The following is a 15,440-nucleotide window of genomic DNA, read 5'->3' as shown; positions in this document are numbered from 1 at the left end:
GATCGACCCATGAATGACACCCAGCTCGACAAAACCGGCATGCCCGCCACCGTCAGTGCGCGCATATCACCCGCCGGTGGCCTGGATATCCTTTCCCGCAATGAGGTGATACGCCTGCGTGACGCCAGTGGTTCCGGTCTGCATGGCCTGCTGCGCCGCTGCGCACTCGCGGTGCTCACCTCCGGCGAAGTGGGCGACGATCCGCGCGGCATGTTCGAGCAATACCCGAACTTCGACATCCAGGTGCTGCAGCAGGATCGCGGCATCAAGATCGAACTCTCCCACGCGCCGGCCAAGGCATTCGTCGATGGCCACATCATTCGCGGTATCAATGAACTGCTCGTCGCGGTCGTGCGCGACATCGTCTACGTATCCACGCAATTGGAGCAGGGCACCTTCGATCTCGACGACACCGTCGGCATCACCCACGCTGTGTTCGAAATACTGCGCAACGCGCGTATCCTGAAACCGCAGATCGATCCCAACCTTGCGGTGTGCTGGGGTGGCCATTCCATCTCGCGCGACGAATACGAATACACCAAGTCCGTCGGCTATCAGCTCGGCCTGCGCGACATGGACATCTGCACCGGTTGCGGCCCCGGCGCCATGAAGGGCCCGATGAAAGGCGCCACCATCGCGCACGCCAAACAGCGCCGCCGCAAGAACCGCTACATCGGCGTGACCGAACCCGGCATCATCGCCGCCGAATCGCCCAATCCGATCGTGAACCAGCTGGTGATCATGCCGGATATCGAAAAGCGCCTCGAAGCATTCGTGCGCATGGGGCACGCCATCATCGTGTTCCCCGGCGGCGTCGGCACGGCGGAAGAAATCCTCTACCTGCTCGGCATCCTGCTGCATCCGGACAACGCCGGCATCCCGTTCCCGCTGATCTTCACCGGCCCCAAGCAATCGGCCGCCTACTTCGAACAGATCGACACCTTCCTGCGCCTGGCGCTGGGCGACGATGTGGCGCAGCACTACAAGATCATCGTCGACGACCCGATCGCCGTGTCGCACGCCGTCGTGCGTGGCGTCGACAAAGTGCGCAACCACCGCCTGGACAACAAGGATGCGTTCTTCTTCAACTGGTCACTGAGCATTCCGGTCGCGTTCCAGCAACCCTTCGTCCCCACGCACACAGCCATGCGTGCGCTTGCCATCCACCGCAACCGCCCGCGCCACGAACTTGCCGCCGACCTGCGCCGTGCTTTCTCCGGCATCGTCGCCGGTAACGTAAAGGACGAAGGCGTCCGCGCCATCGAAAAGCACGGCCCCTTCGAGATCGACGGCGAACCGGAAATCATGCGCGCCCTGGACCGCCTGCTGCAGGCCTTCGTCCAGCAACACCGCATGAAACTCCCCGGCGGCAGCGCCTACGTCCCTTGTTACCGCGTGCTTACCGGCTGAATACGTTGAGGAATGTGCCCCGCCGTCTTGACAGTCGCAGGCCACTTCCCCAAACTACGCAGCTCCCCGCCCGAATAGCTCAGCCGGTTAGAGCACTTGACTGTTAATCAGGGGGTCGTTGGTTCGAGTCCAACTTCGGGCGCCAGATATATCAAGGGCTTGCGAACTCCGCAGGCCCTTTTTATTTGGGCGTGTATAAAAACGCGTATAAAATTAGTCGATATCAGCCCCTTCTCCAGCGGGCTCGACGAGCGGCACTTCGTGGTCGTAGCGATGGACCATGCGTCGTTCTATGTGGCCACTTGCCTGTTGCTTCTTGTCAGGTGTGCCTGCTGTGTCGGTGATCCCTCGGTGCTTCAGTCCATGAAGGCCGAAGCGTTCAGCATCAGTGATGAGTTTGGCTTCCATCGCGATTTCGATGCCGCGTGCCCATGCACTTTTAAGCGCTTCTTTCGACACGCGTGCGCCGTCTTCAGCGACGATCAACGGTCGATCTTCTGCGCGAAGAGGTACCGGCCGGCGCCGTTTTGCCCATATTGCATTTCGTCTTTGTACAAGAAAGTCCCATGCTTCCCGTAAGGCAGGAATCCAACGTGTGACGTTGTCACGGCTGCCTTTAACGCGATCGACGTATACACCTTCAGGCAGCGCATCAGCATCTGAAAGCTTGCGTACTTCGACGTTGCGCATACGGCAACGATAAGCAATTTCTGCGACAGCCCACAGGTAAGGCGACAGCGATCCTTTGCGTCGACTCGGAAAGCTTCCGCGACGGCGCCAAAGCGCGATGACTGCGCGCATAGTAATGAGCTCTGGCATGCGCGGGTCGGCTCGCTCAACGGCTGCTTCAACACCTGATGCTGGATTTTCTTCGCTATAACCGCGATTGATGCCCCACTCGAATGCGCGGGACAGGTAGCGCAGAACGTGATTTGCCTTCGCAGGTGTTGGTTTAGGATAACTGCCATCTCGTGCACGTTCGCCCTTTGCTAGCTCATCGATAAGCTTCTGCACGATGGGCCGGTGGATGCGCTTGCGATTGAGCTTTGCAAAAGGAACACCCAGCTTTGTCTCGAAGTTTTGAAGAACTCGCCGACAATATTGGTAATCGTCCTGCGTTGCTTTCTTCAAGCTTTTGAACTTGTCGGACTGTTCAAATTGGTCGAGCATGTAATCGAGCATTTGCTCGTCCAATCCCGATAGCTCATCAGCAATACGGAATAAGTCAGAGAGACGTGCCGTCTTGTCGGCAATTTTCTTGCTCCGCGACTTACCGTCGGCGTAAATCGTGTACCAAAAATGACGTTGACGATGCCAATAGATTCCGTTGGGAATCTTCGTCTGGTCTATATGTTGTGGGACGGTGGCGTCGTACTTACGCTTCCTGCCGCGAGTCATAGGATATCCAGGCTGTACGCTACATCGTTTTTTGCGACGTCAATTCCTAGAGAAGCATTTACGGCTTGAATCGTCGTCCACGGACCATTGGCGCCATCTTTGATAGCAATGCCTTGCCGACGCGCCCACCTGCGCACCGCAGCTTCGGTGCGTTTGCCCGAAAGCGTGCGCAGTAGCTCCGCATCAACGATATGGTGGTTCTTGTTCATAAGGCTTTGTTCTCCCTGTTTTGCTTATTAGTTTTTTGCCGATGCAGTCGGCTGTTCGTTTGGCCCACGCTGGAAGACCCAGCACTTAACCGTGCGTCCACGGGATTCGTCGGTGTTGTCGTGAAGCCAGATGGCGCTGTTGACGGCCTTCATGTCCACGAATTTGCGTGAGCGCGAGCTGCGCAGGTGCTTCTTGAGATCAGACAATGACGGTACTTCGAGCCGGTGGTGTGCGGCGATCTGTTCGAAGTGGTTGAGGTTGACCGCGATCTCGCGCGGGTTGCGGCTGTGATTGAGCGAGGCTGCTGCTGCGTTCCAGGTATCGAGGTAGTCGAACCGCTCCCAAAAAATCTGCACCACCTTGTGATCGCTGCTGATGGATGCCTGTCGCTCGATGGCCATGGCGGTCACTTCGCTGCGCACCGCTTCTTTTTGCGCGTCACTCAGCGTGACGACATGCGACAGCGCATCGAATACCGCGAGCAGCTGGCCGTGGTTCTTGGCGATACGCGTGGTTTTGATTTCCGGATGATCCAGCAGCGTGTGCTCGTGCTTTGGTGCGTTGGCCAGGATTGTTTCCATCACCTTGGCTTCCGCACGCGTGGCCAGCAGCAGGAAGTGGCTCACCGCATCCACCGGCGTCTGCTCCAGCTTGAGCGCCGCCGCGCGCGTCTGCGCCGTGTGCGCCGAGCGATCCACGGAAATGTGGCAGATGCGCTGCATGATCGCTTCGCTGGCCTCTACCTTGGCGTTCTGCGAAATCACCACCGTGGCGCGAAACGGCGGCTCGCGCGTTTCGTTGCCGGAGTTCTTGACGCCCGTGGCACGCACGCTGCGGCCGTTGTAGGCGGTCTTGAGTTCGTCCCAGTCGAAGCGCTTCTTGGCGTCGTCGTCACGGTCGCTTTCGATCAGCACCACCGGCAGGTTCGACACCTGCGCGAAGTTGCGCGCACGGGCGGCAGCGGTGGACTTCGAGGGGTCGAAACCTTCGTAGTCGCGTCGCCCGCACAGCTTCCACATGAACTCGATCAGGGTGGACTTGCCGGCGCCGGCTTCGCCGACCAGCTCCAGGAAGGGGTAGCTCTTTTGCACCTGGCGGATCTGCTCGGCAAACAGGCTGCCAAACCAGAACGCCAGCGCGACCAGGCCCTTGGCGCCAAAGCATTGCCACACCAGGTCGAGCCACTCCGCACGGTACTCGCGCCGGTCGCGGTTGAGCGTGAGCTGCGGCGACTGGCTCAAGGTTTTCAGATTGAGCTTGCCTAGCTCGAAGTAGTCCTCGTCGTTGAGCGTGTGTATCACGCCATCCTTGATGGCGATATCGCCCATGACGTACACGCCATGCTCTTTGCTGTAGCCGATGAAGTCGATGGTCTCGACCGTTTTGATGTTGAACAGCTGCCGCTGGATGATGCGGTCGAGCTGCTGGCTGGTACCGGTGAACACCGCACCTGGCGCAATGCTCAAGAGCCGCTTCTTAAACTCGCTTGCGCTGGCCAAGCTGCTGCCGGCGAAGGTGTTCTTCACCGCACCGCCGCCATGCGGGAAGGTGACGCGGTAGTAGTACCAGGACTCGTCGGTGACGGTGTTGGCCTGGAAGTACAGCGGCTGCGGGTTACAGTTGGCGATCTCCACGTTTTCGCAGGCTTCCACCAGCGCCTGGTCGCGGCGTTCCTGCTCGTCTTGATCCGGGTCTTTTTCCTCGAGCTGCTGCATCGCCTTGTCCAGCGCCCGGATGTCCAGGTCAAACCAGTACAGGCGATCGCTGAAGTCGTAGAAGAACGTCGCCATACCGGTACGGCTATAGATCAGCCGCGCCTTGTCAGCATGGTTGCGCGCGATCAGCAACGAACCCTGATACAGGTATTCGTCGATGTCGTTGGGCATGAGCTTGTCCGCCAGGTGCAGGTCGTTCCAGTCCTGCTTGCTCTTACCCGTCTGCGGAATCGTCGCGGCCTCACACTTCCAGCCGTCCTTGCGTGCGCGTTTGACCCACCGCTGCGTGTAGTCGCGGCCGGCGGCGTCACCGTCCAACGCCCACACCAGCGTAGGCAAGGAATTGCCGCGCTGGGCACGCAGTCTCGCCAGGAACGTGTCCGGGTAGTTGTTGCAGCTCATCGCCGACACCGCGTCGATGCCGTGATGACCCAGGGCCACTGCATCGAAGATACCTTCCACGATCCAGACTTTGTCGAGGATTGCCAACTTCTCGCCGGTGACGGTGGGTGGTATCCACACCTCGCCCGCGTAGCTCTTGCCCGGCGCAAAGCGCGCTTTCATCTTGCCGAAGCGGTGAGCGCGATCGATCAGGCGTTCCCAGTAGCCGCCGCCTGGCAGAGCAAAGCGCACCGTGGCCGAGGTCGCTCCGGAGTCGAGGTCCTTGAACCATTCCTGCGTGTAGGCGCCCTGTACGCGGGTCAAGTTGAAGCCGCGCGAATTTTTCAGGTACGCGTCCGCGGCGGCGTGCGGCTTGTCGTCGGTTTTCTTGTAGCGCTCGGACCAATCCTCGAAAAGATCGGGATAGAGGTCTTTCACCGATGCCTCAAAGCCGCAGTTTTTCAGACGGCCGCAGCGAACCACCCACGGTGCGCTGGCGTTGGCGTACAACTCCGGCTTGCCGCAATCCGGGCACTTGCCGCCGCGCAGGTAATCCTTCTTGACCTTGAAGCCGAACTGGTGAGTCAGCTCGCGGGTGACATCGGCGAGCAGTTCCGTGCTCATCGCGTACCGTGGCGCGCTCATGCTTTACCCTCGGTGTCGGTATCAGCACAACGCCACATGGCGGCGTGAGGGCCACAGAGCGCGCCTGGCCGGCGCATCACGTGGCAGCTCGTTCCCATGTAGGTGCACAGCGGCTCGTCGCACGCGAGCCAGTCAGTGTTTTCTTCGCGCGTTGCGCTCATCGGGGAACAATCCGGTGGCAGCGTGCACAGATGCAGCTTGCCGCCGAGTAAGGAAAGCAGTGCGTGGAACTGGCAGCCGCGGCAGGAAGGCTTCGTGGACGTCATGCGCGGCACTCCTGTTCGAGCGCCGCCTGTTCTGCGTCGGCAATGGTTTGCTTCAAGCGCAGGTGGATGACGCGCAGCAGTTCATACACGTCGCCGGAATCGATCAAGTCCTGCTGTAGAGCAGCGGAGAGGCCGGCGGTAGCCGCACGCAATGCGCCATTGGCGGCGTGCAGTTCGGCGAAGACGATTTCGATGCGCTGATCGATGGTCAGCGTCGGGCGCAGGCGAGCGCATGCGGCACGGCAGGGTGCAGGCATTGGGGGATTCCTAAGGCTGGTTAAGCCCGTCCCCCCGCTGCTAAACAGGGTGACGGACGACGCGGGGTTAGCAGACCGGCGCCAAAGGGGACCGGCGAGCCCGAGGGCTCCCCCGCGCCGCCCGCCATAAAGTGAGCTGCGCTGCGTGCAAGCGTGCGCCGACTGCAGGCGCAAAAAAAGCGCTCGCATCGGAGGATGGGCGCCTGCGCGCCTTTGGCTGATCGGGCTGCTAAACCCGGTCGCCGATTTTGCGGCGACAGCCGAAGCATCCCTCCCTGGGAGGGGACGTGTCAACGTCTGAGTGCGCATAGGTGAATTCATCAGGCAAGCCGTGTCCGTGCCGGCTGCTCACGCAGCCGGTGTTGGGGGAAAGAAGGAAGGGTTAGAGGGGCGCGGCTAAATCAGCCAGCACGCCGTCCGCATTGCTGCGTGACGCGTAGGGTGTCGTGGTCGCCTTCGCTCTGCTGCTTGGCGATCTGTAGGACGTCGCTGGCTGTCAGCGCGTAGGCATGACCGGTGGAGGGATCGACAACGCGGATCACGTAGGACGTGCTGTGACTGATGTCGAAATAGGCGGGAACGTGCTTGGCTTGCAGTTCGGCCAGGGCGTGCATGGCGTAGTGCTGCGCGGCGGTCTCGGTGATGCCCGTGGTGGCCATCAGATGCGCACAGCAGCGCTTGACGAGCTGTTCGCTGTCCAGGTGCTCGGCCTGGTGCGTGACGATGAACCGCGTGGCGCTGTAGATCAGCATGGCGGCGTGCGTGTGATCGTGGGGAAGGGAGTGGGAGAGCGACATGGAAACCCCTGCGGTCAGTTGAGCACCATCGGTGCGTAATGGGAGCCTGCGGTGCCGGACGGCGGCGGAGCAGGGGCGTTATCGATCGCCGGTGGCGTGGTTGGTGCCATGGTGATGTCATTGGTGCGGCGAGCCACGATAGGCAGCGACACCTCGGCGTTCGGGACCAGGCTCGGCACCAGGGTGCGAACGATCCCGAGTTGGGCCACGCAGCGGTGGCTGCAATCGACATTCATGCAGTCGAAATAGATCTCGCGCACCAGGGTACTTAGTTGCCGCGAGGTGATCGTGCGCATGCGCGACTGGCAATGCGGGCAGGCCATTGTGTTGCGGGGAGGTGTCATCGCTGTTTAGTCCTCGTACACCGCGTCTACGCTTACCTAGCCTCAAGACCACCGGCGGTGGTCCTGTGTTGGTGCCGATGGGCCTGGCCTTCGAGATACACCTCAAGCACGTAGGCTGCATCGGTTTTGCTCTCGGCCGCGTCCAGCGCTTTGCACCGAGCCAAGTGCTCAGGATTGAGGCCGATCGGAATGCGTTTTCGATTTGCCGTGCCGCGCGGTGCATAAATCCGCGGGCGATAACCAGGAGAGTTCTTCATGGCGATGGGGTACGATGCCGATGGGTTACACAATTCGAACGATATTGCACAAAATGTGAAAGCGCAAGTAATTGCGGCAGGGGATTTCACATTTCGTGTCGGGGAACCGCTCATGGATGTCAACGACATCATTCACCGCATGCGCCAAGTGTATGGGGCCAAGAACGACTCGGCGCTGGCTGCGGAACTCAATTTAGCCGTCAGCGCGCCGAGCAATTGGCGTCAGCGCAACAGCCCGCCCTACGGGATTTGCGCCGATATTGCCGCGAAGAAGGGTGTTTCGCTGGACTGGTTGATTTTTGGAATTGGCGACATGCGATTAGGTGTCCGGTCGGACGCGCCACGCCAGCAAGAACATGCAGAAGCCCAGCCCATTCAGAGCCCGGCGGCTGAGCGTCTTTCGCAATTTGTGTATTGGTGGGCAATCAACCGCACACAGGATGAGATGGTCTGGCTGGAGCAGCAGTTCAAGCGGGCCGTGCCGGAATACAGGGAGTGGATGGCGAACCCGGCGATCGTAACTTCCTAGCTCCCAGGCGCCCACAGCGCGCGATGGTGGCGTGCTCGTTACGCCACCTTTTGATCGCTGCTGCTGCCCCACTGCTTGAAGTCCATGCCGCGGATTTTGTTCGCGGCGATGCGCTCTTCCAGAATAGACTTTGCAGCATCGTTCACGAAGATACGAGCATGGATCACCGGCTCGATGAAGATCGATGGCTCGACAGGAACGAGTTGTTCCTGAAAAACGGGCACGTCTACAAAGCCCGCGGAAATCTCAGAGCGTTCGACGTCAATGCAGGGCACGACATTCGTGACGTTGTAGTAGTACTCCGTCTTGCCGTCTACATTGATTTCCAAAAGTTGACCGAACTGGGTGAGAAATTCACCGAGCGAGGTGCGGACCTTTTCATTGACCACCAGGCCCGCCGCAGTGAAGGGACTAACGTCGGCGCGTGGCGGAAGTTTCTTACGGCCCTCTGGTGCAAACGCCACCAGTTCTGGACGCACGCTCCATTCAAGCGGTTGGCCTGGCGCTTTGGTGTCGAAGAGCTGCCAGAACGACACGCCGAAATCGGGAACGAATTCCGTCTCCGGCGCGGGGCCAACCCATGCCACGGTATTCATCAGGAAGTTTCGGATTTCCCAAACGCTCATCGCAGATGCTCCCGCAAATACGGAAAAGTGCCGTTTAAAATCTTTTCCTTGATCACGCGTAGTGCCTCGCGGCCGGCTTGGGTGTCTAGGCCCTTCGTTTTTACTTGGGCCTGAAGTCTTTGGAAGACTGCCATGTGATACACCGACGTATGAATAGGTCGATGCTTGCGTGCGTCGGGAAGCGAGGCGACTACCGAGCGCTTAAACGCGGGAAGGTGAACGCCATTGTCTCTATCGTTGATAGCGATTTTCCAGCCAAAAAGTATCAGCCGGGATAAGCGAGCAGCTTTGGCTTTGAACGCCACGATGTGATGCGCCTCGGTTTCGCCATCGGGCTTTGGGTCGCGAGCGGCAGACATGTTTGTGGCGAGACGCGCGGATGGTTCAGTGGTGGTTACCAGTTCCGCCATGGCAGCCACAAGGAACATCTTTTCGGTGAGAGGTGAAATGGTTTCCCCGTTTCCGTATCGGATTCCCTCTTTCATTTCGTTCAACCACTGCATGTTCCCAACCTTATAGGCAAGGGACGGATCAATCTGATTCAGCGCAATCCGCATGTCTTCCGCGTGAGAACCAAACTTTTTAAACGGATCGACTTTAGTTCCTGATGCTTGCTTTGCCATACCTCATTCCTTGTTCCATGGGCGTAAGTGACCGCGAAGAGCACGGCGGATTGCGAAGCTATTGGCTACGAAGCCGGCATAACCGTGTTCCCTCCCTGCAGCCCGTGTAAAATTACGGTATGCCGTGGTCATTTGCCATCTGCCGTGGCTGAGACGTTGTTCACGGATGGCTGGACCGATTTAAAATACCCCTGTTCGCAACGGATAGTCGCTATCAATTAAGGCCACCGGGGCAGTCCGGACGCTACATGCCAAAGCTTTCCGGGAATGCCTCTTGGCTTTAGTCGGCCTTCGTCAACGCCATCCTGTGCTTGGGGCGTTACACAAGTTTTTCACGTTTCGCATTCAAAGATTATGGACATAGGCCGCATCAGATTGGCCTAACGGGGAAGCGATAAGCAGCACCACATCTCGGTAAGGGGCAAGGAGCATGGAGAAGGGAGTACGGTTACGTGGGCGCGCATGGTTAATGCAGGTGGTTGTGACGGTAGGGTACGCGTTGGCCTACCTGGCGGTTCGTCCCCTTTCTGATGGGCATTGGGCGCTGACATCCGGCTTGCGCTTGGCCTGCCTTCTGCTTGTTCCCTACCGTTATTGGTTTGCGCTTGCAGTGGGCGAGGCAGTTCCGCTGCTTTATTCCTTGCTGCCGTGTCTCAATCAGTTCGGCAACGCGACCATCGCCATATGGTCCTTTCCCCCTCTTGTGACCGCGATGCCGTTGGTTTGGCTGAGCAGGCGTTACTTCGGCCTCTTTCCCGCACCACGTACCATCGATATGAAGGTACTTCTCACGTGCGTGTTGACCGTATCGCTTGTTTGGACCGGTGTGACATACGTGGGCCTGTATCTCGAAGCCGAGCCGCAACGAACGGTGGATCAGATTAGTCCCGTGATGATCGCTGGACTATTAGTCGGTAACTATGTGGCCATATTGACCGTCACAACGTGGCCCTTGTTGCTGAAAATTGGTTACAACGGTTCCTCATGGAAACGCGCGGCGGTGAATGCGATCAGATCGCCGCTTACTTCGGACGCGATTTTTATCGCGCTGCCGTTGCTAGCCATCATCTCGATCATTAGCGCGTATGTCCCTGCGCCCCTCGATTCGATGTTGGAGATGTCCCTCTTTCTCCCCATCGCTTGGCTGGCCGTCAAATACGGGTGGCGAGGTGTGGCGGCGTGTGGACCGATTGCGGTCGCATGCGTGTGTGTGCTTACGCGGCCTGTGCCTGACGTCGCCGTCATTCAAGCGCAGGCATTCCTTGCCTTTGCTGTGACGTGCCTCTTTATCATGGGGGCACGAATCGCATCGCAACTACACGTGGCGGAGCGCGAGCGGGAGGCGGTGAGCAAGACACTACGCGTGGCACAGCAATGTGTGCACCAGGCGGACCTTCGCTTGCGCAGCACGTCGCAATCGCTTGAGGTGGTGGGTGGCTCGATGTCGGTAGTGCAAGGGCGCATCGTGGACCGCGTGAAAATGTTCCTGCCCGACGCGGATCGGCAAACGCTTTTGCGCCAAGCCGCCATGACGCAGAACCATCTTTACCGGATGGCAGAAAACCTGCACCCAAGTGCTTGGCGGGATCGCGGTCTCCCTGCGGCGCTGCGGGAAACGATCGGCCGTGCCTTGGATGAAATGGGAGTTGTTTATACCTGCGATATCCAAGGGCGCGGTCTGTCCCAGCTTGCTGTCGCTGTTCATCAGTCCGTCTATCGGCTCGCCGTTGAAGGCGTGACCAGCATCAGCGCAAAGCGTCGGTGTCAGCAGATCCGGTTGGTGCTACGCGGCGGGCAGCGCGTCAACGGACATCGCTGGGTAATGCTGCGTATTACAGGAAGTGGCGATCCGCTCACTTTCAGGGCGCCCATGGCGGGTAACGGCCGCACAAGCATTGCCTCGCTCCTTGGCGCGATGGGGCTGGGCGTCGAGGGTATGAAGGATCATGTGGCCCTGTACAGCGGCACCATGCACGTCAAGGAAGCGGACGGCGCGTTCGTCATCACGATGTTGATGCACGATCTGCCGCATATGTCCGTACTTGGTCACGCGCAGCAGTCACGTGCCGCTCGATTGTGGGTGCATTGAGATTATCGCCGCACCCCGATCAAGCCCTTCATGGCCCGCACTCAACCGCCACGCCCACCGCCGCAGCTGTAGCCACCCTGGCAGACCTCTTGCGTTGCAGGCGTCGCGCTAAAGAGTGTCGTGCCATTGTTTTGTGGGGTGGCCGTTACCGTGGTGGAGCTGTCGCTATAAACGGTAACCGTGGATGATGACGGCGTTGACGCCGCGGACGTTGTCACGTTTTGTGCGTCCACCCCGACGGGAAGGACAATCGTCGTGCCGCCAGCGGTTCCAACGGCGGCATGCACCGTGCCATTGAGGTCGTTAACCTGCACGTATTTTACGCCGTTGAGATAAAACACGTAGACGTGCCAGTGAGCGTTGCTGCTAACGTCCGCAGCATTCGGCCAGGCTTGGCCCAAGCCTGTGGTAGGCGTTGAAGTCTGCGCAAAAGCGGTGGACATCAAGCCGAAAGCAGCACAGCCGGCGAGTAATGCTTTGCGAATTCCTTGACCGCGCGACATGGACTTTCCCTCTTTGAAAGCCGGTAGACCACCTACCGGATAAGTCGAATTTACCAGGGGGAACGTATAGGCCGTAATGGGCTTGCAGTCTGGGCTTGCGGGTTTTTCGACGTATGGGAACGTGATTTACCGATCTTCACGCGCCGCACACGTAGGCCGCAACTCACCCGTTCGAGGTGGCCCCTAGGAAGAAGTCTCGCTCCAGCGGACGCATGATCAGTCATTAGATGCGCTGATTTTCAGAAACAGGTACATGTCACCCTGTTCTCGCCGAGTTAATGGCGGACTTCCAGGCCTTGCAAAGGGACGGAAGCTCGACGTGTGTCGTTCCGATCTGCGATTCCTGCAGCGCATTGAAGCGGTTGAGAAGTTCCTTGTGTTGTTGCGTGAATGATTCATCCAAGCTTCTAACTGCTAAGTACAGACAGGCCTCCGCACCTACTGCAATTCGCTCGCGTTCAAATGCATCTCGTGACTCGCCGTCAACCATATCCAGCGATGCATGTGTAGATTCATGAAGCGCGATCGTAGCGGCAAAGAAAAGTGCCGCATCTGCATCGTTACTCACACAGGGGGTCCAATACTTCAAGTGATATTTGCGACCCGCGAGTAACGACACGTTGTACCGGGCCACACGAACGTCGTCGCCAATGATGTGTACGTCGACTTGGCCCTTCGATGGAAAGCCCCCGCTGTAGTCCCATAGCTTGGCCAGAGCCACTGACAATAACCGGGTGGCCACGGGTGATGCTCGGCATTCGCTATTCGCACCGATATTCAACTTGTAGTTGCTATTTCCGCTCCGCTCGAACAGGAATTCAGGATCACTGGGCGGTAAGTTGATCCTTCGACCAGGCAGGTACGTGCCCGCTACTGATAACGTAAAACCAGGCCATCGGAACACGGACGTGTTATGAGCCGTCGAGACCTCCTCGTGATGGCGTTCGGCCCTCTCGACTTTCGAAAACGCCACCTTCGGGCTTCTAAGGTTGACTGTGCAAGCGGATACGATGAGGGCCGCGAGAAGAACAGCCAGCCATCGAATCATGAACGCATTCCCCGTTGAGAGTGGGCTGCGAGCAAGCTTTGTCGCAGCCCACAGTACGAAACTACTGAGCGCAGGGCATAACTTTATTGTATTTGCCGTAACACTCAGCTGGGACCGTTGCAACTTGAGACGCTTGCGTTGATCCCTGATACACAATAGCTGACGATATCACGTGATCTTGACCATCCACTGGAGTGCTTCCAACAACCAACTGCGACGACGCATTGGCAGCCGAAGGATATTGGTTGATCCAGTTTTGGACAGAGGTTGGATCGGAGAATATGAGGCGAGTACCGCTCTTAATCCAGGGGAAGGTTGAAGATGCAATTACATTTCCGCTGGAATCCGTCAGCGTAATGGCAACGTTGCCCGATGTGCTCAGGGCGAAGTCTGTTCCTGAGGTGTCGATGTAAAGCGTATCAGCAGTTACTGCGGCGCCACGCATCGTCATTGCCCTAATGGCTGCAGGGAATTGACCACTAACGCCGGCATCAATTTCCACCGGTTTTCCCATGGTCTTCTTGACGTTGACGCTCCAGCCGCAACCAGTCATTGCCGCTGCAGTGATTACTACCAAAGCACCAAACACAATCCGCTTTGCGTTCATAGACAAATCCTCTGTGTCTAGGTCCATAGGTACAGGGATGCCGCATCGAGCGTTCCAATTTATCCCACGAGGCGATCCCCGTCTTGCTGGCTCCTACCCATGAGCTGGGTCGCCAGCGGGACAACCCTACACAAGAACTTGCGGCGCAAAAAGTGCCTTGGTTCCGAGTAAATAGGTCAAATTGTCGCAGCGTCGCAAGAAGGATAGGTGGATGCGCCTGACAAGATGCTGGTAATGGCTCTCGCACCCAAGGGCTAATCCATTTCACCACTGTCGCCATCTTCAATAGCGGCATGTTCGTTCGCTGCGGCTTTATTTTCCAGTTCTAGAGAGGTCAGATAGCCGCCAGTCCCAGCGAGCTTGTGTGTGGCCTTACTTACGATCCACTCGTAGGCGGTGATTGCATCCGGCCATCCGATGAGTTTGACTGGCGTCTCGGGGAAAACGTCCGGGTGACCGATAGCCAGATCCAGTGTGAACGTGGCCGCGCCACGTTTCACCCGCGCCAGTTCGGCTTCGGCGGCGCGTTTGGCGTCCGCTTCAGTGGGGTAATCGCCACGCAGGATCTTCACGTGTCCGTTCTTGCCGGCAAGCGCCAAGTGGCCGCGAGCACCATTGATGTCATACCAGCGCGCCCGTACACCGGTATAAGCGCCCCGGTCGATTTCCTGGAAGTGATGGCGATCGCCGCTCGAACGCTGCAAGGTCACATTGGGCAGCACCGTGCCGCTGACCGTCTTGGCTTCGCCAATCGGCACAAAAAGAAGGCAACCATGCTTGACCGTGGCGACCGCATCCCAGTGCTTGCCCAGGCGCTTCAAGAGCGCCATGTCGCTTTCGGTTTGATCGAGTTGCGATATCGGCTGGCTGGCCAGCGCATCGGCCACGCGGGGCGTCAGTCCATGCTCGCCCGCGATCACACTGACGAGGTGGCCCACGGTGGTGTCGCTCCAACTGCGTTCCTTGCGCACGGCGAGCGGGCCGGAGACGCGCGCGCTGCGCGCGCGCACTGTGATGGTGTCCGGCGCACCGCGGTGCTCCACTTCATCGACGACATAGGAACCCTGCAAGCACGTGCCAGCGGTGTCGAACCCCAGTGCGACTTCAATGCTTACGCCTTTACGTGGCATGGCAATACGCCCTGCGGTGTCCTCGAATTCCAGTTCGAGCTGGTCGGCGTGATCTTCCCGACACGTCACCAGCGTCATGCTGGTGAGATGCGATTCAAGACGTCGCGTGACATCGGTGCCACCCACCAGCACTTTGAAAACCGGGCGCACCATGCCCGAGCGCGTGTCGTTCGCCATCAGCGTACCGCCGTGGTGTTGACCGGCTCGTCGGCCGGTAGGTTGTCCGAGCGATATAGCGTGACGGAAAAATCCACCCGCCTTGGTGTGCCATCGTCCAACAGATAGCGCTGCGTGGTTTCCATGCGGTCGATGAAGTACACACCGTACACATAGCCTGCGCCATCGACCAGCACGTACGCCTGGCCACCGGCGCCCATGGCTTCCAGTTGCGTGATGGACGCCAGTGTGCCCGTCACGCCGGGCGCTACGGTGCCGCTCAGCGTGACGATTTCTTCGCCCGCGCCGAGGTACTGATAGCTGTCGCGCTCGCCCACGCGCACCGCCGCGCCATGCTTGAACTGCATCTGCCGGCGCAGCTCGTCATAGGCAGCCGTTTGCATGCCGAAGGCAAACGGCCCGAAGGCCATCAAGGTGTAACCGGCCAT

17 protein-coding genes and 1 tRNA gene are annotated in these 15,440 nt (G+C 58.9%); 4 read left to right on the top strand and 14 right to left on the bottom strand.

The features are described 5' to 3' along the window. Nucleotides 1–9 precede the first annotated feature (9 nt). Nucleotides 10–1,410 carry a nucleotide 5'-monophosphate nucleosidase PpnN gene (gene ppnN, locus VJR68_RS11735; protein ID WP_324147857.1) on the top strand — a complete coding sequence of 467 codons (1,401 nt, stop codon included), beginning with the start codon at nucleotides 10–12 and terminating at the stop codon, nucleotides 1,408–1,410. A gap of 68 nt (nucleotides 1,411–1,478) precedes the next feature. Beyond that, nucleotides 1,479–1,555 (top strand) — tRNA-Asn (locus tag VJR68_RS11730). Between the two features lie 68 nt (nucleotides 1,556–1,623). Here VJR68_RS11730 and VJR68_RS11725 read toward each other — a convergent pair. From VJR68_RS11725 to VJR68_RS11695, 7 genes are all read right to left on the bottom strand, one after another. Then, nucleotides 1,624–2,808, bottom strand: coding sequence for an integrase (locus tag VJR68_RS11725; RefSeq protein WP_324147856.1), 1,185 nt, complete (start codon nucleotides 2,806–2,808; stop codon nucleotides 1,624–1,626). After that, entirely contained in the window at nucleotides 2,805–3,017 is a 213-nt protein-coding gene (locus VJR68_RS11720) for a hypothetical protein (protein ID WP_324147855.1), read from the bottom strand. Before VJR68_RS11720 ends, VJR68_RS11725 begins: the two co-directional genes overlap by 4 nt. A 27-nt stretch (nucleotides 3,018–3,044) precedes the next feature. Then, the gene (locus tag VJR68_RS11715) at nucleotides 3,045–5,759 is read right to left on the bottom strand and encodes a toprim domain-containing protein (protein ID WP_324147854.1); all 2,715 of its coding nucleotides are present in this window, start codon (nucleotides 5,757–5,759) and stop codon (nucleotides 3,045–3,047) included. Continuing rightward, complete coding sequence (locus VJR68_RS11710; RefSeq protein ID WP_324147853.1) at nucleotides 5,756–6,025, bottom strand: hypothetical protein; 270 nt, start codon at nucleotides 6,023–6,025, stop codon at nucleotides 5,756–5,758. The genes VJR68_RS11715 and VJR68_RS11710 overlap by 4 nt, the downstream gene beginning before the upstream one ends. Further along, nucleotides 6,022–6,282 carry a hypothetical protein gene (locus VJR68_RS11705; RefSeq protein ID WP_324147852.1) on the bottom strand — a complete coding sequence of 87 codons (261 nt, stop codon included), beginning with the start codon at nucleotides 6,280–6,282 and terminating at the stop codon, nucleotides 6,022–6,024. Before VJR68_RS11705 ends, VJR68_RS11710 begins: the two co-directional genes overlap by 4 nt. Nucleotides 6,283–6,683: 401 nt before the next feature. Then, a complete protein-coding gene (locus VJR68_RS11700) occupies nucleotides 6,684–7,079 on the bottom strand; it encodes a hypothetical protein (RefSeq protein ID WP_324147851.1) in 396 nt (131 codons plus the stop codon). 14 nt (nucleotides 7,080–7,093) lie between these two features. Beyond that, on the bottom strand, nucleotides 7,094–7,402 hold the full coding sequence (locus tag VJR68_RS11695) for an ogr/Delta-like zinc finger family protein (RefSeq protein WP_324147867.1): 309 nt from the start codon (nucleotides 7,400–7,402) through the stop codon (nucleotides 7,094–7,096). Nucleotides 7,403–7,678: 276 nt separating this feature from the next. Here VJR68_RS11695 and VJR68_RS11690 point away from each other — a divergent pair, with 276 nt between their 5' ends. Further along, nucleotides 7,679–8,209: a helix-turn-helix domain-containing protein gene (locus tag VJR68_RS11690; RefSeq protein WP_324147850.1), complete on the top strand. Its 531-nt coding sequence runs from the start codon at nucleotides 7,679–7,681 to the stop codon at nucleotides 8,207–8,209. A 38-nt stretch (nucleotides 8,210–8,247) separates the two neighbouring features. Here VJR68_RS11690 and VJR68_RS11685 read toward each other — a convergent pair whose 3' ends face one another. Both VJR68_RS11685 and VJR68_RS11680 read right to left on the bottom strand, forming a co-directional pair. Further along, entirely contained in the window at nucleotides 8,248–8,835 is a 588-nt protein-coding gene (locus tag VJR68_RS11685; protein ID WP_324147849.1) for a hypothetical protein, read from the bottom strand. Next, nucleotides 8,832–9,458, bottom strand: coding sequence for an AHH domain-containing protein (locus VJR68_RS11680; protein ID WP_324147848.1), 627 nt, complete (start codon nucleotides 9,456–9,458; stop codon nucleotides 8,832–8,834). The genes VJR68_RS11685 and VJR68_RS11680 overlap by 4 nt, the downstream gene beginning before the upstream one ends. 430 nt (nucleotides 9,459–9,888) lie before the next feature. On the opposite strand from VJR68_RS11680, the gene VJR68_RS11675 reads away from it, so the two are divergent. Beyond that, nucleotides 9,889–11,547: an MASE1 domain-containing protein gene (locus VJR68_RS11675; RefSeq protein WP_324147847.1), complete on the top strand. Its 1,659-nt coding sequence runs from the start codon at nucleotides 9,889–9,891 to the stop codon at nucleotides 11,545–11,547. Nucleotides 11,548–11,588: 41 nt separating this feature from the next. Here the strand turns inward: VJR68_RS11675 and VJR68_RS11670 are convergent, their stop codons facing one another. The 5 genes from VJR68_RS11670 to VJR68_RS11650 all read right to left on the bottom strand — a co-directional run bounded on the left by VJR68_RS11670 (nucleotide 11,589) and on the right by VJR68_RS11650 (nucleotide 15,440). Next, nucleotides 11,589–12,050: a hypothetical protein gene (locus VJR68_RS11670; RefSeq protein WP_324147846.1), complete on the bottom strand. Its 462-nt coding sequence runs from the start codon at nucleotides 12,048–12,050 to the stop codon at nucleotides 11,589–11,591. A 256-nt stretch (nucleotides 12,051–12,306) separates the two neighbouring features. Further along, the gene (locus VJR68_RS11665) at nucleotides 12,307–13,098 is read right to left on the bottom strand and encodes a hypothetical protein (RefSeq protein ID WP_324147845.1); all 792 of its coding nucleotides are present in this window, start codon (nucleotides 13,096–13,098) and stop codon (nucleotides 12,307–12,309) included. 61 nt (nucleotides 13,099–13,159) lie between these two features. Then, the gene (locus VJR68_RS11660) at nucleotides 13,160–13,705 is read right to left on the bottom strand and encodes a hypothetical protein (protein ID WP_324147844.1); all 546 of its coding nucleotides are present in this window, start codon (nucleotides 13,703–13,705) and stop codon (nucleotides 13,160–13,162) included. A gap of 254 nt (nucleotides 13,706–13,959) precedes the next feature. After that, nucleotides 13,960–15,012: a contractile injection system protein, VgrG/Pvc8 family gene (locus VJR68_RS11655; RefSeq protein WP_324147843.1), complete on the bottom strand. Its 1,053-nt coding sequence runs from the start codon at nucleotides 15,010–15,012 to the stop codon at nucleotides 13,960–13,962. Next, the gene (locus VJR68_RS11650; RefSeq protein ID WP_324147842.1) at nucleotides 15,012–15,440 is read right to left on the bottom strand and encodes a phage tail protein; all 429 of its coding nucleotides are present in this window, start codon (nucleotides 15,438–15,440) and stop codon (nucleotides 15,012–15,014) included. Before VJR68_RS11650 ends, VJR68_RS11655 begins: the two co-directional genes overlap by 1 nt.

This window comes from Dyella sp. (genome assembly GCF_035277725.1).
Taxonomy (GTDB): Bacteria; Pseudomonadota; Gammaproteobacteria; order Xanthomonadales; family Rhodanobacteraceae; genus Dyella_B.
The sequence above is the reverse complement of the archived record's forward strand: the minus strand, read 5'-3'. Positions and strand labels throughout refer to the sequence as shown.

What these genes read in the sequence shown, in the direction of transcription:
- ppnN (WP_324147857.1), top strand. Translation starts at nt 10, where the DNA reads ATGAATGACACCCAGCTCGACAAAACCGGCATGCCCGCCACCGTCAGT.
- VJR68_RS11725 (WP_324147856.1), bottom strand. Translation starts at nt 2,808, where the DNA reads ATGACTCGCGGCAGGAAGCGTAAGTACGACGCCACCGTCCCACAACAT.
- VJR68_RS11720 (WP_324147855.1), bottom strand. Translation starts at nt 3,017, where the DNA reads ATGAACAAGAACCACCATATCGTTGATGCGGAGCTACTGCGCACGCTT.
- VJR68_RS11715 (WP_324147854.1), bottom strand. Translation starts at nt 5,759, where the DNA reads ATGAGCGCGCCACGGTACGCGATGAGCACGGAACTGCTCGCCGATGTC.
- VJR68_RS11710 (WP_324147853.1), bottom strand. Translation starts at nt 6,025, where the DNA reads ATGACGTCCACGAAGCCTTCCTGCCGCGGCTGCCAGTTCCACGCACTG.
- VJR68_RS11705 (WP_324147852.1), bottom strand. Translation starts at nt 6,282, where the DNA reads ATGCCTGCACCCTGCCGTGCCGCATGCGCTCGCCTGCGCCCGACGCTG.
- VJR68_RS11700 (WP_324147851.1), bottom strand. Translation starts at nt 7,079, where the DNA reads ATGTCGCTCTCCCACTCCCTTCCCCACGATCACACGCACGCCGCCATG.
- VJR68_RS11695 (WP_324147867.1), bottom strand. Translation starts at nt 7,402, where the DNA reads ATGGCCTGCCCGCATTGCCAGTCGCGCATGCGCACGATCACCTCGCGG.
- VJR68_RS11690 (WP_324147850.1), top strand. Translation starts at nt 7,679, where the DNA reads ATGGCGATGGGGTACGATGCCGATGGGTTACACAATTCGAACGATATT.
- VJR68_RS11685 (WP_324147849.1), bottom strand. Translation starts at nt 8,835, where the DNA reads ATGAGCGTTTGGGAAATCCGAAACTTCCTGATGAATACCGTGGCATGG.
- VJR68_RS11680 (WP_324147848.1), bottom strand. Translation starts at nt 9,458, where the DNA reads ATGGCAAAGCAAGCATCAGGAACTAAAGTCGATCCGTTTAAAAAGTTT.
- VJR68_RS11675 (WP_324147847.1), top strand. Translation starts at nt 9,889, where the DNA reads ATGGAGAAGGGAGTACGGTTACGTGGGCGCGCATGGTTAATGCAGGTG.
- VJR68_RS11670 (WP_324147846.1), bottom strand. Translation starts at nt 12,050, where the DNA reads ATGTCGCGCGGTCAAGGAATTCGCAAAGCATTACTCGCCGGCTGTGCT.
- VJR68_RS11665 (WP_324147845.1), bottom strand. Translation starts at nt 13,098, where the DNA reads ATGATTCGATGGCTGGCTGTTCTTCTCGCGGCCCTCATCGTATCCGCT.
- VJR68_RS11660 (WP_324147844.1), bottom strand. Translation starts at nt 13,705, where the DNA reads ATGAACGCAAAGCGGATTGTGTTTGGTGCTTTGGTAGTAATCACTGCA.
- VJR68_RS11655 (WP_324147843.1), bottom strand. Translation starts at nt 15,012, where the DNA reads ATGGCGAACGACACGCGCTCGGGCATGGTGCGCCCGGTTTTCAAAGTG.
- VJR68_RS11650 (WP_324147842.1), bottom strand. Translation starts at nt 15,440, where the DNA reads ATGGCCGGTTACACCTTGATGGCCTTCGGGCCGTTTGCCTTCGGCATG.